Here is a 17,825-nt window from a genome sequence, read left to right as displayed (position 1 = left end):
GGGCGGCAGGTGCTGCCGCGCGGTGGCTCGGCCAGCGCGAAGGCTCGGCCAGCGCTGCGGTTCGGCCATTCGGTGGACGCGGCGGTTCGGTGCACGCGGCAGGTGCTGGCGGCGCGGCGGTCCCGGTCGTCTACGCTGCGGCCCCGCCGGCCGAGCCTCGCTGGCCTTGCGGAGCACGAACCGGGTCTGCGGCAGCGGGTCCTCAGTGCGGCAAGCGCCGCCAGCCATCACAAACAGCGCGAGCTTGGCGGCGTGCCTGCGAAGTGGTTTAGAGGTTGAGGCCCGTGGTGGTGCCGCCGTCGGTTACCAGTTCGGTGCCTGTGACGTAGGTGCTTTGTGGGGAAGCCAGGAAGAGGATTGCGGCGGCTTGTTCTTCTGGTTGGGAGACTCGGGAGAGGGGGATGTTGGCTGCGTGGTTGGTTTTCCAGGTGGTGCGGGCGGACTCGGTGGTGAGGCCGGCGGCGGTGAGGGCGGTGTCTACTGCGGGGGTGTCGGTGCTGCCGGGGGACATTGCGTTGACTCGGATGTTGCGGGGGCTCAGCTCTCTGGCCCAGCTGCGGGCGAAGGAGCGGACTGCTGCCTTGGAGGCGGAGTAGACGCTGAGGCCCTCCTGGTGGGTGACTGAGGCGATCGAGGTGACGAGGACGATCGAGGCGCCGTCGTTGAGGAGCGGGAGGGCCTTTTGGACGGTGCTGAGGGTGGCTTTGACGTTGGTGTTGAAGATGCGGTCGTAGTGGTGCTCGGTGATGTCTTCGAGGCGGACGAAGTCGCCGACGCCTACGTTGGCGACCAGTACGTCGAGGCGGTGGCCGTCGGCGCGAATCTGGGCGTAGAGGCGATCGAGGTCGGCTGGGTTGGCTACGTCGCCCTGGACTGGGATGGCGCCTGACTTGGTGGCTGCGGTGTCGAGTTCGGGCCGGCGGCGGCCAGTGATGTAGACGGTCGCGCCTTCCTCGGTGAAGCGCTGTGCGGTGGCCAGGCCGATACCTGCGGTCCCGCCGGTGATCAGGGCGACCTTGTTCTGAAGTTGTCTCATGCAACAACTCCATCAAGCGACGACTGGGCGAACAATGACGGTTTGGGTGGGGCAGCAATACCCGGCGGGTATCGGTGGGTGCGGGATGCTGGGGAGATGGACGATGAGGTGGCGGCGGGAGCTGACCAGACGCTGGTGGGCGGGCGCAACAACGGTGGGGTCGTGCGGCGTGGGGAGACCGTACGGCGAGAGGTTGGCGCGGGTTCGCCGGTCGTGCATGCGTATCTGCGGCATCTGGAAGTAGTGGGGTTCGAGGGGGCGCCGCGGGTTCTGGGTGTGGAGGATGGCGTGGAGGTCCTCAGCTGGCTGGCGGGTGAGGTGCCGGCGGATCCGGAGTGGACGCCCGGTAAGGGGAACCCGTTGACCGCTGCGATGCGCTCGGAGGAGGCACTCGCCGAGGTGGGCCGCCTGTTGCGGCGGCTGCATGAGGCGAGTGCGGGGTTCGTGCCGCCGGGTGGGTTGGGCGCCGGTGAGGTGATGTCGCATGGAGACCTGGGGCCTTGGAACACGGTGTACCGCGACGGGCTGCCGGTTGCGTTCATCGATTGGGACGCGTGCGGAGCCAGTACGCCGCTGCTGGATGTCGCGGCGGCGGCTTGGGCGTTCGTGCCGCTGGCTTCGGAGCAGGAGCTGGTCGAGACCGGCTTCGAGGAGCAGCCGGATCTCGGGCGGCGGCTGCGGGTGCTTGCCGATGCTTACGGGTTGGAGGACCGGGCGCGGCTGGTGCCGGCCTTGGTTCAGGCGAAGCTCCGGGCCGCGGGGCAGGTCGAGGGGTGGGGATTGGGAGCGCGGGACTCGGCGGTGTCGCTGGAGTTCTACGCGCGGGAGCTTCGGTGGTTGGAGACGAAGACCGAGGAACTCGAGCTGGCGCTGCGCTGAGGGACGTGCTGCACGCGGAGCTGTCCAGGGCGACGTACTCGCGGACGATCAGTGCGGAGAAGCCAGGGCGCGCGGAAGCGCAGGACGGCGTACGGACGCAGTCCTGCGGATGACCGCGCGCTGAGCCGGGCACCCCGAGGAGGACCGCCCGGTGCTCAGCGCGGGTCAGCGGCCGAAGTCGGAGTCCTTGGGGACTTCCAGGTCGGACTTGGCGAGCTCTTCGATGTTGACGTCGCGGAAGGTGACGACCTTGGCGTTCTTCACGAAGCGGGCCGATCGGTAGACGTCCCAGACCCAGGCGTCGGCCATCGTCACTTCGAAGTAGACGTCGCCGCCTTCGGTGCGGACCTTGAGGTCCACGGCGTTGCACAGGTAGAAGCGCCGTTCGGTCTCCACGACGTACTTGAAGATCCCGACGACGTCCTTGTACTCCCGATAGAGCTGAAGCTCCATATCGGTCTCGTACTTCTCGAGGTCGTCAGCACTCATCGGCTCTCCACTCCGGTGGGACTGGTCACATTCTGTCCCATATCGGGCCGCAGACTGCGGCGGACATTCTCGAATCGGCGGCGATGTTGTGGACACGGGCCGTATTTGTCCAGTGCCGCCTGGTGCTCAGGCGTGCAGTAGCCCTTGTGGACCGCGAAATCGTACTCCGGGTAGACGGTGTCCCAGTGCGCCATGATCCGGTCGCGGGTCACCTTCGCGATCACTGACGCGGCAGCGATGCAGGCGGCGACGCGGTCGCCCTTCCAGATCGCCAGGCCCGGTACGCCGAGACCGTCGACGCCGAAACCGTCGGTCAGCACGTACGACGGCCGCACGTCGAGGCGGAACAGGGCCCGCCGCAGCGCCTGCACGTTCGCGACGTGCATGCCGAGCCGGTCGCACTCGTCGGCCTCGATCGACACCACCGACCAGGCCAGCGCGCGGGCGCGGATCTGGTCGTAGCAGCGGTCGCGGGCCTTCGCGGTGAGCAGCTTCGAGTCGGCGAGCTCGGGGATCTGGCCGCGCTTACCGTCGGGCAGGATCACGGCCGCGGCGACCAGCGGGCCGGCGCAGGGTCCGCGGCCGGCCTCGTCGACGCCGGCGATCGGGTCGAGCCCGACGCGGCGCAGGGCGCGCTCGTAGCCGTACAGGCCCGCGTCGCGGCGGATCGTGCTGCCGCGCGGGAGAGCGCTCATCCGAGTCTCCCCGCAGGGCATGGGCGAACACCGCCATGGGAGGCGGGACGACCAGGTACGGCGCTGGCGAGCGGGGTGGCGAGGTCGCTGGAGCTGGCGGTGGCCGGTACTTGAAAGACGTCGCCGGACCTCGCGCTGGCCGGTACCCGGAAGAGGTCGCCGGACCCCGCGGTGGCCGGCACCCGAAAGAGGTCGCCCGACCCCGCGGTGGCCGGTACCCGGAAGAGGTCGCCGGACCCGGCGGTGACCGGCACCCGAAAGAGGTCGCCGGACCCGGCGGTGGCCGGTACTTGAAAGAAGCTGCCGGTGGCCGATGCTCGGAAGGAACTGCCGGTGGGCGGGTGTGCGGTGAGTGGCACGGGCTCCGCCTACTTGGGGGGTGGTGTCAGCGAGATCGACGGCTTGGCGGGCGGTGGGCCCGCGGGGGCCGGGATGGATTTGAACGTGTCGGGGACGCCGAGCTTGGTGAAGTTGCTGGCGGGCCAGACGACCAGGATGGCGCGGCCGGTGACCTTGTCGAGGGGGACGAAGGCGGCGTCACCGGGGGCGCCGCCGTCGGGGCCGGTGTCGCTGAGGTGGACGCGGGAGTCGCCCGACTCGGAGCGGTGGTCGCCCATCACGAAGATCTTGCCGGCCGGGACGACGACCTGGAACTCCATCGCGGAGGGGGCGTCACCGGGGTACAGGTACGACGACTCCTCGAGGGGCTGGCCGTTGACGAGCAGGCGGCCCTTCTCGTCGCAGCACTCCACCTTGTCGCCGGGCATGCCGATCAGGCGCTTGATCAGGTGGCCGTGGCTGGAGTCGGGAAGCAGGCCGACGACCTCGAAGAAGCGGCCGATCGAGCCGCGCTTCTGGCCGCTCTCCTCGGTGCCGAGCCAGCCGCCCGGGTCCTCGAAGACGACGACGTCACCGCGCTCGACGTCGGTCAGCTTCTCGACCACGACCCGGTCGCCGACCAGCAGCGTGTTCTGCATCGACTCGCTCGGGATGATGAACATCTGCCCGACGAACGCCCGCAGGATCGACGAGACGATCAGCGCTCCGACCACGATCAGCACGAACTCGCGGGCCGCGGCCGCCAGCCCCGAGCGGTGGGTGGGTTTGTCCGGCGTCGCCTCGGTCGATGTATCGGTCACTTCTTCAGCCCCGGCTTCTTGAAGGTTTCCGGAGGACGCAGCATCGTCATCCGGTCAGACGGCCAGATTACGCAACAGGCCCGGCCAACCACGTTCTCGATCGGCACGAACCCGCCACCGGGACCCCCCATGTGGGCGCGCGAGTCGGCCGACTCGGCGCGGTTGTCCCCCATCACCCACAGATGACCAGGCGGTACGACGACGTCGAACGGCTGCAGCGACGGCTTCGCGTCCTTCAGCAGGTACTCCTGCTCGTCGAGCGGGATCTTGTTGACCAGGATCCGGCTCGACCGGTCGCAGCAGAACACCCGGTCGCCGGGCAGGCCGATCACCCGCTTGACCAGGTGTCCCTCGCCGCTGCGCGGCAGGATGCCGACGAACTCACCGACGCGGCGCAGCGGACCGGGGGTCTCCTGCTCCTCGTTCAGCCAGTTGCCGGGGTCCTTGAAGACGATGATGTCGCCCCGGTCGACGTCGCGGTGCAGGTAGCTGACCTTCTCGGCCAGGATCCGGTCGTTCGTCGTGAGCGTGTCGTACATCGACTCCGAGGGGACGTAGAACGCCTCGGCGACGAAAAGCCGCAGAACGACCGTGATGACCAGGGCGAGCACCGTCACCGTGGTCATCTCGATCAGCAGGCTCAGCAGCGGGTTGCGCTGCTTGAGCCTGCGATGTCGTCCTTTGCTGCGACGTGCCCTCTTGGCTACCGGGCGAGCGCGAGTCGCAGTGCTCGGCGCCATACCTGACCGTCGTCGCTAGGACTCAGACGTCCCGCTTCTCCTTGATCTTGGCGGCCTTGCCGCGCAGCTCACGCAGGTAGTACAGCTTGGCGCGACGGACGTCACCGCGGGTGACGACCTCGACCTTCTCGACGATCGGGGTGTGCATCGGGAAGGTGCGCTCGACACCGACGCCGAAGCTGACCTTGCGGACCGTGAAGGTCTCCTGCAGGCCACCACCCTGGCGGCGGATCACGACGCCCTTGAACACCTGGACGCGGGAGCGGCTGCCCTCGACGACCTTGACGTGCACGTTGACCGTGTCGCCGGCGCGGAAGGAGGGGATGTCGTCACGCTTGCTCGCGTTGTCGAGCTCGTTCAGGACGTTGGTCATCAGGTGTTCGCTTTCTCGCGCGTGCCACAGGTCACCCACGAAATAGGTGGTGAGAAGCTGAAGGATGTCGCTGTGCGATGGTCACCCCCTGTGGCAGGAGCACCGCACTGGCAACAGCGACCAAGTTTGCCACACGGCCCCGGTCGCGGCGAAATCACCGGCGGCGGCGCCGCTTGGCCAGCAGCACGAACTCGATCTTCGCGGTGTGCGGCTCGCGCCGTACCTCTCGGTAACCGGCCTTGCGGTACAGCCCGAGGTTCCGCTCGCTCTCCGTCCCGGTGAACAGCTCGTACGCCGTGACCTCGGCCGGCGCCGTCTGCTCGGCCACCTTCAGCAGCCGCGTCCCGACCCCGCGCCCCTGCCAGTCCGGCGCGACCATCAGCCGGCCGACCCGGCCCACCGAGCCGTCCACGGCCAGGTGCACCGACCCGACGATCCGCGTCCCGGCGACGGCCTTCCAGACCACGCCCTGGCGGATCCGCTCAGCGACGCCCTCCACCGGCTCGAGCAGCGGCGGGATGGTGAAGTCGTCGTACGCCAGCGCCTCGGACAGGTACGCGGCCCGCTGCAGCGTGAGCAGCTCCCCGGCGTCCGACTCAGCAGCAGGCAGTACGTCGACCAGCGCGGCCGCGTCGTCCTTGCCTGCGACCACACCGCCCCAGGCGGCCAGCAGGTCCGGGCGGCGCTCAGCAGTACGCCGTACGGCCTGGTCGTGGCGCCACTGGGCGATCAGGGCGTGGTTCCCGGACAGCAGGACGTCCGGTACGTCGTGGCCGCGCCAGGAGGTCGGCTTGGTGTACACCGGGTACTCCAGCAGGCCGTCACCCGAGTGGGACTCCTCGGCCAGGGACTCCGGGTTGCCGATCACACCGGGCAGCAGCCGGGCGACCGCCTCGACCATGACCAGAACGGCGACCTCACCGCCGTTCAGCACGTAGTCACCGATGGAGACCTCGTCGACGCGCATCCGCTCCCCCGCGTACGCCGCGACGCGCGCGTCGATCCCCTCGTACCGGCCGCAGGCGAAGGCGAGCCACGGCTCCGCGGCTAGCTCGTAGGCGAGCTCCTGGCTGAACGGGCGACCAGCAGGCGTCGGCACGATCAGCCGGGGCTGAGCCGGACCGTCGAGAGGCGCCACGCTGTCCAGCGCCTCACCCCACGGCTCCGGCTTCATCACCATGCCGGCGCCACCTCCCGACGGAGTGTCGTCGACGGTGCGGTGCCGGTCGTGGGTCCAGTCGCGCAGGTCGTGCAGCCGGACGTCCAGCAGGCCGCTCTTCGCCGCCTTGCCGACCAGACTCAGGTCCAGCGCGGCCAGGTACTCCGGGAAGATCGAGAAGACGTCCAGCCTCATCAGCCGGCGTCCGGCTCGGTCGGGACCACTTCAGCGCCGTCCGGGTCCAGCAGGCCGGGCCGGTCGGCCACCAGCACGAACCCAGCGCCCAGGTCGATCTCCGGGACCAGCTCCTCGACCAGCGGCACCAGTACGGCGTTGCCGCCCGGGCGGCGGATCTCCAGCAGGTCCTGCGACGGCAGGTGCACCACGTCGATGACTTCGCCGGCCTCGGCGCCGTCGGTGGTCCGGACCTTCAGCCCGACCAGCTCGCGGTCGTAGTACTCCTCCGGGTCCTCCGGCCGCTCCTCGTCGCCGATCTCGGCCTGGACGGCCAGGTTGCGCAGGAGCTCGGCGGCGGTCCGGTCCGGGGCCTCGGCGAACTTCACCAGCAGCCGGCCGCTGTGCCAGCGGGTGGACTGGACGGTCAGGGCCCGGGCGGGCTTGCCCTCCGTCATCAGGACCGCGCCGTCGGCGAACCGGCGGTCCGGCTCGTCGGTCCGGACGATCATCCCGACCTCACCCTTGATCCCGTGTGCCCGGCCGATCCGGCCGACGGTCACCAGCACCTGCGTGTCCCTCTCTGCTTTCCACGGCCCCCAGCGGGCCGACGTACCGAAGATAAGGCGAAGGGCCGCACCCAAGGGGTACGGCCCTCCAGAGACTGCTCGAGATCAGCGGCGCGGGCGCCGGTTGAGCTCGTCGACGAAGTCGATCCGGACCGACTGCTCGGAGCTGAGCGCCCCGACCACGGTCCTGATCGCGGTCGCCGTCCGGCCGTTGCGGCCGATCACCTTGCCGATGTCGTCGGGGTGCACGTGCACCTCGAGGGTGCGTCCGCGGCGCAGGTTGCGCGACCGGACGTTGACGTCGTCAGGGTTGTCCACGATGCCTCGGACCAGGTGCTCCAGCGCCTCGGTCTCCATCATGGTCAGGCCTTGGCGTCGTCGGCCGGCGCGGCCTCGGCGGCCGGGGCCTCGGCCTCGGCGGCCTCCGCCTTCGGCTCCTCGGTCTTGGCCTCGTCCTTGGCGGCGTCGTCCTTCTTGTCGGCCTTCTTGGCCGCGGACTTCTTCGCGGTGACGGCCTCGGTCTTCAGCGTGCCGTGCGCCTCGGCGAGGGCCTCGTTGAAGATCTCCTGCTTGTCGCGCTTCGGCTCGGCCACCCGCAGCGGCGCCGGGGCCTCCAGGCCCTTGAACTTCTGCCAGTCGCCGCTGGCCTTGAAGATCGCCTCGACGGCCTCGGTCGGCTGCGCGCCGACGCCCAGCCAGTACTGCGCCCGCTCCGACTCGACGTGGATGAACGACGGCTCGGTCTTCGGGTTGTACTTGCCGATCTCCTCGATGGCGCGGCCGTCACGCTTGGCGCGGGCGTCCATCACGACGATGCGGTAGTGCGGCGCACGCTTCTTGCCGATGCGCTTCAAACGGATCTTGACTGCCACGTTTGTGTGGTCTCCCTTGGGAATACAAATGGGTGAGCTGCACGCCGTCGTGGGGACAACGGAGGATGGCTCGATGGGCCGGCCGGCGCGTGGAGTTAGAGGGCTGCACGACATCCGGACGGACTCAGCCTGACATTCTGCCAGATCAGGCGCCCGCAACCCAATCCGGGTCAGGCCCGGAAGGCCGCGAGATCCGGCAGCCGGTCGACGTACCCGTCGAGCAGTTTGCCCGCGGTGTTCACCGAGTCGATCAGCGGGTGCCAGGCGAACGCCCGCAGCGCGGTCGCCCGCGATCCCGAGGCGGCCGCCTCGATCGTCGAGCGCTCGACCGCCTTGACCGCGCTGACCAGCCCGGCCTGGTGGTCGGTGAGCTGGGAGACGGTCAGCGGCCGGGCGCCGTTGGCGTCGACCGTGCACGGGATCTCCACCACGGCGTCGGCGTCCAGGTGCTCCAGCGTGCCGCGGTTGCGCACGTTCAGGATCAGCGAGGCGCGCTCGTTGTGGGCGATCGCGCGCATCAGCGACAGCGCGACCTGCTCGTAGCCGCCGGCCGACATGTCGCGCTCGTCGCGCTCCCCGGCGTCCGCGACCTCACGGCTCTCCACCATGTACGTCGACTCGCGCTCGGCGCGGGTCTTCTGCCACAGCTCCAGCGCGTCGCCGGGGCGGCGGCCGGTCTCGGCGTAGAAGTCGGACTGCTGGTCGAGCAGGAACTTGCCGCGGGTCTTCTCCACCGACTGGACGGCGGCCAGCGTCTCGCGGGCGAAGTAGTAGTAGTGCAGGTACTCGTTCGGGATCGAGCCCAGCGAGCGCAACCACTCGACGCCGAACAGGCGGCCCTCCTCGAAGGCGCCGAGCGCCTCGGGGTCGGCGAGCAACTGGGGCAGGCGGTCGACGCCGTCGTACTCGAGCCTGCGGAGCCAGCCGAGGTGGTTGAGGCCCGCGTAGTCGTAGAAGGTCTGATCAGCGTCGAGACCGAGCGCGAGCGCGGCGCGGCGGCCGAGGCCGGACGGTGAGTCGCAGATGCCGATCACGCGGTCGCCGAGGTACGGGAGCATCGACTCGGTCACCATGCCGGCCGGGTTGGTGAAGTTGATCACCCAGGCCTCGGGAGCCAGTACGGCGATCCGCCGCGCGATGGCAGTTGCCACCGGCAACGTTCGCAGGCCGTAGGCGATCCCGCCCGCGCCGACGGTCTCCTGACCCAGGACACCGAGGTCGAGAGCGACCCGCTCGTCGACGGTGCGGCCTTCGAGGCCGCCCACGCGGATGGCGGAGAAGACGAAGTCGGCACCACGAATGGCTTCGTCGAGATCAGTCGTCGGAGAAACCGAAGGAGCATCAGAAAAGGAAGCAGCTTGTTGCTTCAGTACTGCGGTGATCGCGTCCAGGCGGTGGTGGTCGGTGTCATAGAGCGTGACCGACGTGATCCGGCCTTCACCGCGATCCGACAGCAACGCCTGGTAGACCAGCGGGACGCGGAAACCGCCGCCGCCGAGGATGGTGAGTTTCACGCCAGTACCACCTGCACTCCCGCTTCGGTCAGTTGGGCGCGGGTCTTCTCGTCCGCGCCGGGGTCGGTCACCACGATCGCCAGCTCCGCCGGGTCGCAGACCTTCGCGACGCCGTGGCCGGGGAACTTGGTGCCGTCGGCCAGCAGCACCACCCGGTCGGCGGCCTGGATCATCGCGCGCTTGACCGGGACCTCGATCATCGTGCTGTCCATCACCCGGCCGTCGGGGCGGACCCCGCTGGTGCCGAGGAACAGCGTGTCGACGTGGATCTGGCGCAGGCTCTCCTCGGTCAGGTACCCGACCAGGGAGCGGTAGCTGCGGCGCAGGAACCCGCCGAGCACGATCAGCTCGATCTGCTCGTCGTTCTGCAGCTCCTCCAGGACGGCGAGGTTGCTGGTGACAACGGTCAGGGACCGGCCGTGCAGCTGCTGCGCGAGCCGCAGCGCGGTGGTCCCGATGTCGAGCAGCACGGACTCGCCGTCGGAGATCAGCTCGGCCGCCGCGCGGGCGATCCGGTTCTTCTCGTCGGCGTGCACCGCACTGACTTCGGCGAACGGCTCGTCGCCGCCGTCGACGGCCAGCGCCCCGCCGTACACCCGGGTCAGCCGGCCCTGCTCGTGCAGCTGCTCGAGGTCGCGGCGGATCGTCGCCTCGCTGACCCCCAGCTGCGCGGCCAGCACTTTGACGCCCCCGGCCCCGTCGGCCTTGAGTGCACGCACGATCTGGTCCTGACGCTGCTTCGGCAACACGGAGAGACCGTATCACGCAAACTCCGTCACACTCACGCAACAATCTGCACGGGTATTGCGCGGTTTGCTCGAAAGGACCACACTGTCTGCACGAGTTTGAGCGACAGTGCAGGAGTGTGCCGAACATGAGCGAGCTGGATGTGGTGGTGTCCGGCCTGGTCTTCCACGACCTGGTGCTCGGCCTGCCCAGCGCGCCCCGCTCCGGCACCGAGGTCTGGGCGACCGACTCGGCCGAGAGCCCCGGCGGGATCGCGAACTTCGCGGTCGCGCTGGCCCGCCTCGGACTCCGCACCGGACTGGCCGCGACCTTCGGCGCCGACGATCTCGGCGACCGCCTCCGCGACCGGCTCACCAACCACGAGAACGTCGACCTGACGCTCTCCCGCAGGCTCGACGGCTGGCAGACCCCCCTCACGGTGGCTCTTGCCTACGACAACGACCGGGCGCTGGTCACCCGGGGTACCCCTCCCCCGCTGTCGGCCGACGAGCTGATCACCACGCCGCCGGCCGCCCGCGCGGTCGCCGCCCACATCGGCCCCTGGCCGAACGAGTGGCTGGCCACCTCGAAGGCGGCCGGCAGCGTGGTGTTCGCCGACGTCGGCTGGGACCCGTCGGAGCAGTGGGACCCGCAGGTCCTGGACCAGCTCCAGCACTGCGACGTGTTCCTGCCCAACGCCGGCGAGGCGATGAACTACACCCGGACCGACACTCCCGACCAAGCGTTGACCGCGCTCGCCGAGCTGGTCCCGCTGGTGGTCGTGTCGAACGGGGACCAGGGCGCCCTCGCCCTCGACGCCGTGACCGGCGAGCGGATCGCCGTACCGGCTCTGAAGGTTCCGGCGGTGGACACCACCGGGGCGGGTGACGTGTTCGCCGCCGGATTCATCGCCGCCACGCTGTGGGGGCTGCCCCTGGCCGAGCGGGTCCGGTTCGGCGCGCTGACCGCGGCCGTCTCCGTCACCCGGTACGGCGGGGCCGACGCGGCCCCGACCTGGGCCGATCTCGCGGCCTGGCACCAGCACCACCCGGAAGACCAATCCCTTGCCGCGCTCCTGGAAACCCACGGATCCCCCCAGGGCGCACCCATCGGAAGCGCGACGTCGCGCGACCAGTCAGGAAGGTAGAACCATGGAGCTCTCCCGTCGCACGCTGCTCGCTGGGAGCTTCGCCGCGGTCGTCGCCGCGGCCACCGGCTGCTCGTCGAGCATGGACGCCGGCGCCGGCAAGAAGAACGGAGGAGGCAACCTGGCACTGTGGTGCTGGGGCGGCGGCCTCGGCAAGTCCGTGCTGGACGACACCATCGCGCACTTCCCCGACCAGCACATCAAGTACTCCGAGATCGGCGGCGACTTCAAGCAGAAGCTGGTCACCACGCTCAACGGCGGCACCGCGATCCCCGACATCACCGGTCTGAAGGGCGAGGACATCGCCTCGCTGCTGCCGCAGGCCGACCGGTTCGTCGACCTGAAGTCGGTCGGCGCGGACTCCGTGCTGAGCGAGTACGTCGAGTGGAAGGTCAAGCAGGCCACCACGCTGGACGGCAAGGTGATCGGGCTGCCGATCGACATCGGCCCGACCGCGCTGTTCTACCGCGAGGACGTCTTCGCCAAGGCCGGTCTGCCCAGCGACCCGGCCAAGGTGGCCGCGGAGCTGAAGACCTGGGAGGACCTGCTGGCCGCCGGGCTGGAGCTGCGCAAGGCCAACCCGAAGGCGCCGATCGTCGCCGACGCGACCGACATGTACGGCACGATCATCAACCAGGGCACCGACCGCTACATCGACAAGGACAACAGGTTCATCGGCGACCAGGACCACATCCGCCGGGCCTGGGACCTGTCGGTGAAGGCGATCACCACCAAGGTCGACGGCCGCACCCCGGGCGGTACGCCGGACTGGAACGCCGGTCTCGACCAGGGCACCGTGCCGACCGTGGTCGGCGCCGCCTGGGTGGCGCTCGACATCAAGGCGGCCAGCAAGACCGGCGTCGGCAAGTGGCGGGTCGCGCCGACCCCGAGCGGCCCGGCGAACTTCGGTGGCTCGTTCCTGGCCATCACCAAGAACTGCCCGGACCCGGCGGCCGCCTTCGAGGTGATCAAGTACCTGCTCAGCCCGGACAACCAGGCCAAGGCGTTCGCCGACGCGCAGATCTTCCCGGCCACGCCGGCGGCGTACGAGAAGCCGCAGCTGAAGGCTCCGGACCCGTTCTTCGGTGGCCAGGTGACGATCGACGTGCTCGGCCCGGCGGCGGCCGACGTCCCGATCGCCTACGAGTCGCCGTTCGACTCCGCGCTCGCCGCCGCGTACACGGCCGCGCTGAAGTCGGTCCAGGCCGGCAGCAAGTCGTCGGAGGCGGCCTGGCAGCAGGCGGTCTCGCAGGCGAAGCAGATCGGCAAGCGTCAGGGCGTGCAGTGACGCTGACCGCGACGGCCCCGCCCCGGTCCGCCGGTACGGCGGGCTCGGGGCCGCGGCGCAAGAGCATCTGGTCGTACTGGCGGTACTACCTGGCGCTGTCGCCGTTCTACATCCTGTTCGCGGTGTTCGGGCTGTACCCGCTGGGCTCCACGATCCTGCTGGCGTTCCAGAAGTGGGACGGCCTCGGGCCGCGCACGTTCGTCGGGCTGCAGAACTTCCGGTTCCTGCTCGAGGACAGCACGTTCTGGCTGTCGCTGTGGAACACGCTGGTGCTGTTCGTGATGTCGACCGTGCCGACGCTGGCGATCGCGCTGACGCTGGCGGTGATGCTGAACTCGGCGATCCGGTTCAAGGGCGTCTACCGGATCGCGTACTTCATCCCGAACATCACCTCGCTGGTCGCGGCGGCGATCTTCTTCGCCGCGATCTTCAGCACCAACTTCGGCCTGATCAACTCCGGGCTGCGGGCGCTCGGGCTGCCCACCGAGGACTGGCTCGGGCAGCCGTGGGGGATCAAGATCGCGGTCTCGGCGATGATCGTGTGGCAGTGGACCGGCTACAACACGATCATCTACCTGGCCGGGCTGCAGGCGATCCCGACCGAGCAGTACGAGGCGGCGAAGGTGGACGGCGCCGGCCCGCTGCGGACGTTCTTCTCGATCACGCTGCCGCAGCTGCGGCCGGTGGTGCTGTTCACCGTGATCATGTCGACGATCGGCGGTTTGCAGACGTTCACCGAGCCGCAGGTCATGGTCGGTGAGACCGGTGGCGCCGACCAGAGCGGCCTGACGACCGTTCTGTACTTCTACAACACCGCCTTCCGGGCCAACGACTACGGCTACGCCGGGGCGATCGCAATCAGCATCTTCCTGCTGGTGCTGCTGTTCACGGCGATCAACTGGCGACTGCTGCGCGGAAGGAGCTCCGAATGAACCGGGGTCGCGGGATCGCCCTGCACGTCGGGCTGGCGGTGGCCGGGCTGCTCTGCCTGTTCCCGTTCTTCTGGACGCTGGTGATGGCGACCAACACCACCGCCGACATCTACCGCTACCCGCCGAAGTTCACCTTCGGGTCGCAGTTCGACGACAACGTCCGGCACGTGCTGGAGAACGTCGCGTTCTTCTCCTCGATGGCCAACACGGCGATCGTCGCGATCAGTACGACGGTGCTGGTGCTGTTCTTCGACTCGCTGGCCGCGTTCACGTTCGCCAAGTTCCGGTTCCCGGGACGGCAGGCGCTGTTCGTGATCATGCTGGCGACGATGCTGCTGCCGGCGCAGCTGTCCGTCGTACCGCAGTTCCAGACGATGATCGCGTTCGGCTGGGTGGGATCGCTGAAGGCGCTGGTGATCCCGGCCGCGGCGAACGCGTTCGGCATCTTCTGGCTGCGGCAGTACTTCCAGAACTCGATCCACAACGAGCTCATCGAGGCCGCGACGCTGGACGGCTGCGGCTTCTTCGGCGTGTACCGGCACGTGGCGCTGCCGTCGGCCCGGCCGGCGCTGGCGTTCCTCGGCATCTTCACCTTCGTCGGCAGCTGGAACGACTACTTCTGGCCGCTGATCGTGCTGACCAACCCGGACCACCTGACTCTCCAGGTGGCGCTGTCGTCGCTGAACCGGTCGCACGGGGTCGACTACAGCATGGTGATGACCGGCGCGCTGCTGGCGATGATCCCGCTGATCATCGTGTTCATCGTCTTCGCCCGGCAGTTCATCAAGGGCGCCACCGAAGGCGCTGTCCGCGGTTAGAACTGAGCGACCGCGGCTGTCCCGAGCCGCGGTCGCTCAGAGCCGGGACATCAGCAGGCCCGCTCCCGGTCCGGTCAGTTCGGCGCGGTCGACCGGCCGGCCGTTCAGCACCCGGAGTACCGTCTCCGCCGAGCCGACCGCCTCCGGCCCCTCGCCGTACGACCAGTCGTAGCCCTCGGCAACCAACGTCAGCCCGGCCAGCCGCTTGCGGGCGCTGCCGCCGACCACGACGGTCAGCGGCCAGCGCAGCCCGACCGAGGTGTCGGCCGCGATCCGGAAGGCCTCCGGCGTGATCGTCACGGGCCGGCCCAGCGGCCGCCGGATGTCGATGCCGTGGACAACCGCCTCGACCACGCCCGCCGGCACCGGTACGCCGCTGGGCAGCGCGCCCGTCCGCGCGTTGTCACGCAACTGCGCGAGGATCGCCTCCGGTCCGGCCTCGGCCGCCGTACGGCTCTGCTCGGCACTGGCCCGGTTGAGCCGGAAACCCGAACGGGCCAGCGCGACCAGCGTTGCGGCCATCGGCGTCACCGGCGCCCACGCGAGGTGCGCGGCGACCTGCTGCACGGTCCAGGCACCGCAGAGCGACGGCGTGGACCACTCGGCCGGCCCCAGGGTCTCCAGCAGTTCGATCAGGCCCAGCCGCTCGGTGCGGATCAGCTCGTGCAACTCCCCCATACCCGGCAGTGTGGCACCGGCCGACGGCAGCCGGTAGAGCTCGACCGGGCGGTAGGGTGCGGGAACTGGAGCAGGCCGGAGTGCGTCGGAAGGTGCGACATGGTGGGGAAACGGGGACGCGTGATCGGGCGGGTCGGTCCGGGGATCGTCGGCGAGGTGATGTTGCCGGTCCGCGGTGCCACCGAGGCCTTCTACGCTTACCCCGCGACCGACGAGGTCATCGAGGTCGGGACACCGGTGGTGGTGGTCGACTTCGATCCGCCCCGGACGGTCTACGTCGCTCGCGCCATCTGATCCGCAACACGTTCCCTTGGAGGGGAAATGCTCTGGACGTACCTGATCATCGGCGCGATCGCGCTGGTGGTGCTGCTGATCCTGTTCCGGATGGTCTGGCGGGTGGCGGAGCCGAACGAGGCGCTGATCATCTCCGGCCTCGGCGCGCACTCCAGCGTCGAGCAGGTCAACGAGACGCTGGGCTTCAAGATCGTCGTCGGCCGTGGCACCGCGGTGCTCCCGGGCTTCCAGACCGTACGCCGGTTGCCGCTCGACATCCGCGCGACGCCGCTGACCGTCACCTGCGTGTCCAGCCAGGGCATCCCGCTGCACATCAAGGGCGTCACGGCGTACAAGGTCGGTGACGACTACGGCTCGATCGCGAACGCGGCCCGGCGGTTCCTGGAGCAGAGCGACGAGCAGGTGATGGGCACCATCCACGAACTGTTCGCGGGTCACTTGCGGGCGATCGTCGGTTCGACCACGGTCGAGGAGATGCTGCACGACCGGGAGACGCTGACCACGAACATCCGCGGCTCGCTGGCCGGCGACATGGAGAAGCTCGGCCTGGTGGTCGACTCGCTGCAGATCCAGGAGATCGACGACGAGTCCGGCTACATCAAGAACCTGGGCCGCCCGCAGGCCGCGGCGGTCGAGGCCGCGGCCCGGATCGCGCAGGCCGAGCGGGACCGCGAGGCCACCGAGCGCGAGCAGGTCGCGGCCGCGGCCAAGGCGGCCGCCGTACGGCAGAGCTCGATCGCGCAGGCCGGGTACCAGGCCGAGGTCGACCAGGCGAACAGCAAGGCGTCGCAGTCCGGCCCGCTGGCCGAGGCGCTGGCCCGCCAGGAGGTCGTGGTCGCCGAGACCGAGACCGCGAAGCTGAACGCGTCGCTGGCCGAGAAGCAGCTCGAGTCGAGCGTGCTGAAGCCGGCCGACGCCGAGGCGTACAAGCAGCGCACGCTGGCCGCGGCCGCCCGGGACGCGCAGATCGCGGCCGCCGAGGCGCAGGCTCGCGAGGTGACGCTGCGCGGTGAGGCCGAGGCGAAGGCCACCGAGCTGACCGGTAAGGCCGAGGCGGCCGCCGTCCAGGCGAAGGCGATGGCCGAGGCGGCCGGTATCAAGGCGCGCGCCGAGGCGCTGGCCACGAACACCGACGCCGTCGTCGCCCAGCAGCTGGCCGAGGCCTACCCGGAGATCGTCCGGGCCGCGTCCTCGTCGTTCGACAAGGTCGGCAACATGGTGGTGCTGAACGGTGCCCAGGGCATCGAGGACACCCTGGTCAAGACGATCACGATGGGTGGTTCGGGCTTCGCCCTGGCCAAGCAGCTGATCGACTCCCTGAGCACCAAGGAGCAGCCCACGCTGGAGCCGGTGAAGGACGAAACGGCCTAGCCTTTCGACCGTAGGTTAATCAGTAACGGGATCTGTCGACTTTCTGTTCCTCACTGGCCAGTGGTGCGCTAGCTTGAGCCCATCACTCCAGGCGTCACGGACATCACCGCCCGTGACCGGTCGCTTGAGGGACTGATCATCGTGCTCAGACGGACTCTCGCTGTTCTGGCCTCGCTCCTGGTCGGTGCCGCCACGCTGGTGGCGGTACCGACCGAGGCGCTGGCCGCCCCCAACTTCAAGGCCCCGTTCCCGTGTGGTCAGCGCTGGACCTACAGCCACCACTCGGCCGAGGTCCGCCGCGCGCTCGACTTCGTCCGCGCGGACGGCGGCACCACCAACAACACGCCGGTGCTGGCTTCGGCGGCCGGCGTGGCCACCCGCTACTCCCAGCCGTCCGGCGCCGGCAACTACATCGCCATCGATCACGGCGGCGGCTGGAAGACCTACTACTTCCACCTGAACGCGTACTCCGTGCCCAGCGGCGCGCAGGTCGCGCAGGGCCAGCAGATCGGGCTGACCGGCAGCACCGGCAACTCGTCCGGTCCGCACATCCACTACGAGCAGCTCTACAACGGCGTCGGCCAGAACATCGTCATCAACGGCCAGGGCCTGGCCTACCCGGGCTCGTACAACCAGTACTTCCTGACCAGCGACAACGGCTGTGGAGGGGGCGGCGGTACGCCGTTCATGACCTGGGGCTCCGGCATCCGGATCCGCAGCGACGCGCGGCTGGCCGCTCCGGTGGTCGGCACGCTGCCCGGCCCGACGCAGGTGTTCGTGCTCTGCCAGAAGCAGGGCGACACGGTCAACGCTGAGGGCTACACCAACAACTGGTGGTCCAAGCTGCGCGACCAGAACGGCTTCATCACCAACATCTACATCGACCATCCCGCGGCACAGCTGCCAGGCGTGCCCATCTGTTAGCCGCCCCG

At 69.4% G+C, this 17,825-nt stretch carries 21 protein-coding genes; 8 read left to right on the top strand and 13 right to left on the bottom strand.

Annotated elements, in window-relative coordinates:
- Positions 1-268 precede the first annotated feature (268 nt).
- Positions 269-1,036 carry an SDR family NAD(P)-dependent oxidoreductase gene (locus ACZ6Z4_RS35085; protein ID WP_465575084.1) on the bottom strand — a complete coding sequence of 256 codons (768 nt, stop codon included), beginning with the start codon at positions 1,034-1,036 and terminating at the stop codon, positions 269-271.
- Positions 1,037-1,132: 96 nt separating this feature from the next.
- Between ACZ6Z4_RS35085 and ACZ6Z4_RS35080 the strand changes: the two genes are divergently transcribed.
- Positions 1,133-1,915, top strand: a complete 783-nt coding sequence (locus ACZ6Z4_RS35080) for a phosphotransferase (RefSeq protein ID WP_465575081.1) — start codon at positions 1,133-1,135, stop codon at positions 1,913-1,915.
- Positions 1,916-2,080: 165 nt separating this feature from the next.
- Here ACZ6Z4_RS35080 and ACZ6Z4_RS35075 read toward each other — a convergent pair whose 3' ends face one another.
- The 11 genes from ACZ6Z4_RS35075 to ACZ6Z4_RS35025 form a co-directional block, all read right to left on the bottom strand.
- Complete coding sequence (locus tag ACZ6Z4_RS35075; RefSeq protein ID WP_012922325.1) at positions 2,081-2,404, bottom strand: DUF2469 domain-containing protein; 324 nt, start codon at positions 2,402-2,404, stop codon at positions 2,081-2,083.
- Complete coding sequence (locus ACZ6Z4_RS35070) at positions 2,401-3,099, bottom strand: ribonuclease HII (protein ID WP_363677390.1); 699 nt, start codon at positions 3,097-3,099, stop codon at positions 2,401-2,403. The genes ACZ6Z4_RS35075 and ACZ6Z4_RS35070 overlap by 4 nt, the downstream gene beginning before the upstream one ends.
- Positions 3,100-3,467: 368 nt before the next feature.
- On the bottom strand, positions 3,468-4,238 hold the full coding sequence (gene lepB, locus ACZ6Z4_RS35065) for a signal peptidase I (RefSeq protein WP_363677391.1): 771 nt from the start codon (positions 4,236-4,238) through the stop codon (positions 3,468-3,470).
- On the bottom strand, positions 4,235-4,864 hold the full coding sequence (lepB, locus tag ACZ6Z4_RS35060) for a signal peptidase I (protein ID WP_363677392.1): 630 nt from the start codon (positions 4,862-4,864) through the stop codon (positions 4,235-4,237). Before lepB (ACZ6Z4_RS35060) ends, lepB (ACZ6Z4_RS35065) begins: the two co-directional genes overlap by 4 nt.
- A gap of 136 nt (positions 4,865-5,000) precedes the next feature.
- Positions 5,001-5,351, bottom strand: coding sequence for a 50S ribosomal protein L19 (gene rplS, locus ACZ6Z4_RS35055; RefSeq protein WP_363677394.1), 351 nt, complete (start codon positions 5,349-5,351; stop codon positions 5,001-5,003).
- A 154-nt stretch (positions 5,352-5,505) separates the two neighbouring features.
- Positions 5,506-6,705 (bottom strand): tRNA (guanosine(37)-N1)-methyltransferase TrmD, encoded by a 1,200-nt coding sequence (trmD, locus tag ACZ6Z4_RS35050; RefSeq protein ID WP_465575067.1) that lies wholly within the window; start codon positions 6,703-6,705, stop codon positions 5,506-5,508.
- A complete protein-coding gene (rimM, locus tag ACZ6Z4_RS35045) occupies positions 6,705-7,253 on the bottom strand; it encodes a ribosome maturation factor RimM (protein ID WP_465575062.1) in 549 nt (182 codons plus the stop codon). The genes trmD and rimM overlap by 1 nt, the downstream gene beginning before the upstream one ends.
- A gap of 105 nt (positions 7,254-7,358) precedes the next feature.
- The gene (locus tag ACZ6Z4_RS35040; RefSeq protein ID WP_363677423.1) at positions 7,359-7,610 is read right to left on the bottom strand and encodes an RNA-binding protein; all 252 of its coding nucleotides are present in this window, start codon (positions 7,608-7,610) and stop codon (positions 7,359-7,361) included.
- Positions 7,611-7,615: 5 nt separating this feature from the next.
- Positions 7,616-8,125, bottom strand: coding sequence for a 30S ribosomal protein S16 (gene rpsP / locus ACZ6Z4_RS35035; protein ID WP_465575059.1), 510 nt, complete (start codon positions 8,123-8,125; stop codon positions 7,616-7,618).
- A gap of 170 nt (positions 8,126-8,295) precedes the next feature.
- Complete coding sequence (locus ACZ6Z4_RS35030) at positions 8,296-9,639, bottom strand: 6-phospho-beta-glucosidase (RefSeq protein WP_465575056.1); 1,344 nt, start codon at positions 9,637-9,639, stop codon at positions 8,296-8,298.
- Entirely contained in the window at positions 9,636-10,388 is a 753-nt protein-coding gene (locus ACZ6Z4_RS35025; RefSeq protein WP_465575053.1) for a DeoR/GlpR family DNA-binding transcription regulator, read from the bottom strand. The genes ACZ6Z4_RS35030 and ACZ6Z4_RS35025 overlap by 4 nt, the downstream gene beginning before the upstream one ends.
- 125 nt (positions 10,389-10,513) lie before the next feature.
- Between ACZ6Z4_RS35025 and ACZ6Z4_RS35020 the strand changes: the two genes are divergently transcribed.
- Genes ACZ6Z4_RS35020 through ACZ6Z4_RS35005 form a run of 4 tightly spaced genes read left to right on the top strand, consistent with a single transcriptional unit; the run spans position 10,514 to position 14,550 of the window.
- Complete coding sequence (locus ACZ6Z4_RS35020) at positions 10,514-11,512, top strand: carbohydrate kinase family protein (RefSeq protein WP_465575050.1); 999 nt, start codon at positions 10,514-10,516, stop codon at positions 11,510-11,512.
- A 4-nt stretch (positions 11,513-11,516) separates the two neighbouring features.
- On the top strand, positions 11,517-12,800 hold the full coding sequence (locus tag ACZ6Z4_RS35015) for an ABC transporter substrate-binding protein (protein ID WP_465575047.1): 1,284 nt from the start codon (positions 11,517-11,519) through the stop codon (positions 12,798-12,800).
- Positions 12,797-13,732 carry a carbohydrate ABC transporter permease gene (locus tag ACZ6Z4_RS35010; protein ID WP_465575043.1) on the top strand — a complete coding sequence of 312 codons (936 nt, stop codon included), beginning with the start codon at positions 12,797-12,799 and terminating at the stop codon, positions 13,730-13,732. The genes ACZ6Z4_RS35015 and ACZ6Z4_RS35010 overlap by 4 nt, the downstream gene beginning before the upstream one ends.
- Positions 13,729-14,550, top strand: coding sequence for a carbohydrate ABC transporter permease (locus tag ACZ6Z4_RS35005; protein WP_465575039.1), 822 nt, complete (start codon positions 13,729-13,731; stop codon positions 14,548-14,550). The genes ACZ6Z4_RS35010 and ACZ6Z4_RS35005 overlap by 4 nt, the downstream gene beginning before the upstream one ends.
- Positions 14,551-14,586: 36 nt before the next feature.
- Here the strand turns inward: ACZ6Z4_RS35005 and ACZ6Z4_RS35000 are convergent, their stop codons facing one another.
- Entirely contained in the window at positions 14,587-15,228 is a 642-nt protein-coding gene (locus ACZ6Z4_RS35000; protein ID WP_465575035.1) for a maleylpyruvate isomerase family mycothiol-dependent enzyme, read from the bottom strand.
- Positions 15,229-15,327: 99 nt separating this feature from the next.
- Between ACZ6Z4_RS35000 and ACZ6Z4_RS34995 the strand changes: the two genes are divergently transcribed.
- The 3 genes from ACZ6Z4_RS34995 (at position 15,328) to ACZ6Z4_RS34985 (ending at position 17,817) form a co-directional block, all read left to right on the top strand.
- A complete protein-coding gene (locus ACZ6Z4_RS34995; protein ID WP_363677410.1) occupies positions 15,328-15,522 on the top strand; it encodes a hypothetical protein in 195 nt (64 codons plus the stop codon).
- 27 nt (positions 15,523-15,549) lie between these two features.
- Complete coding sequence (locus tag ACZ6Z4_RS34990; protein WP_465575031.1) at positions 15,550-16,893, top strand: flotillin family protein; 1,344 nt, start codon at positions 15,550-15,552, stop codon at positions 16,891-16,893.
- A gap of 141 nt (positions 16,894-17,034) precedes the next feature.
- On the top strand, positions 17,035-17,817 hold the full coding sequence (locus tag ACZ6Z4_RS34985; RefSeq protein ID WP_465575028.1) for a peptidoglycan DD-metalloendopeptidase family protein: 783 nt from the start codon (positions 17,035-17,037) through the stop codon (positions 17,815-17,817).
- Positions 17,818-17,825: the final 8 nt, after the last annotated feature.

It is taken from the genome of Kribbella sp. NPDC104740, from assembly GCF_055583505.1.
Note: the sequence above shows the minus strand (reverse complement) of the source record. Positions and strands in the feature narration are given on the sequence as shown.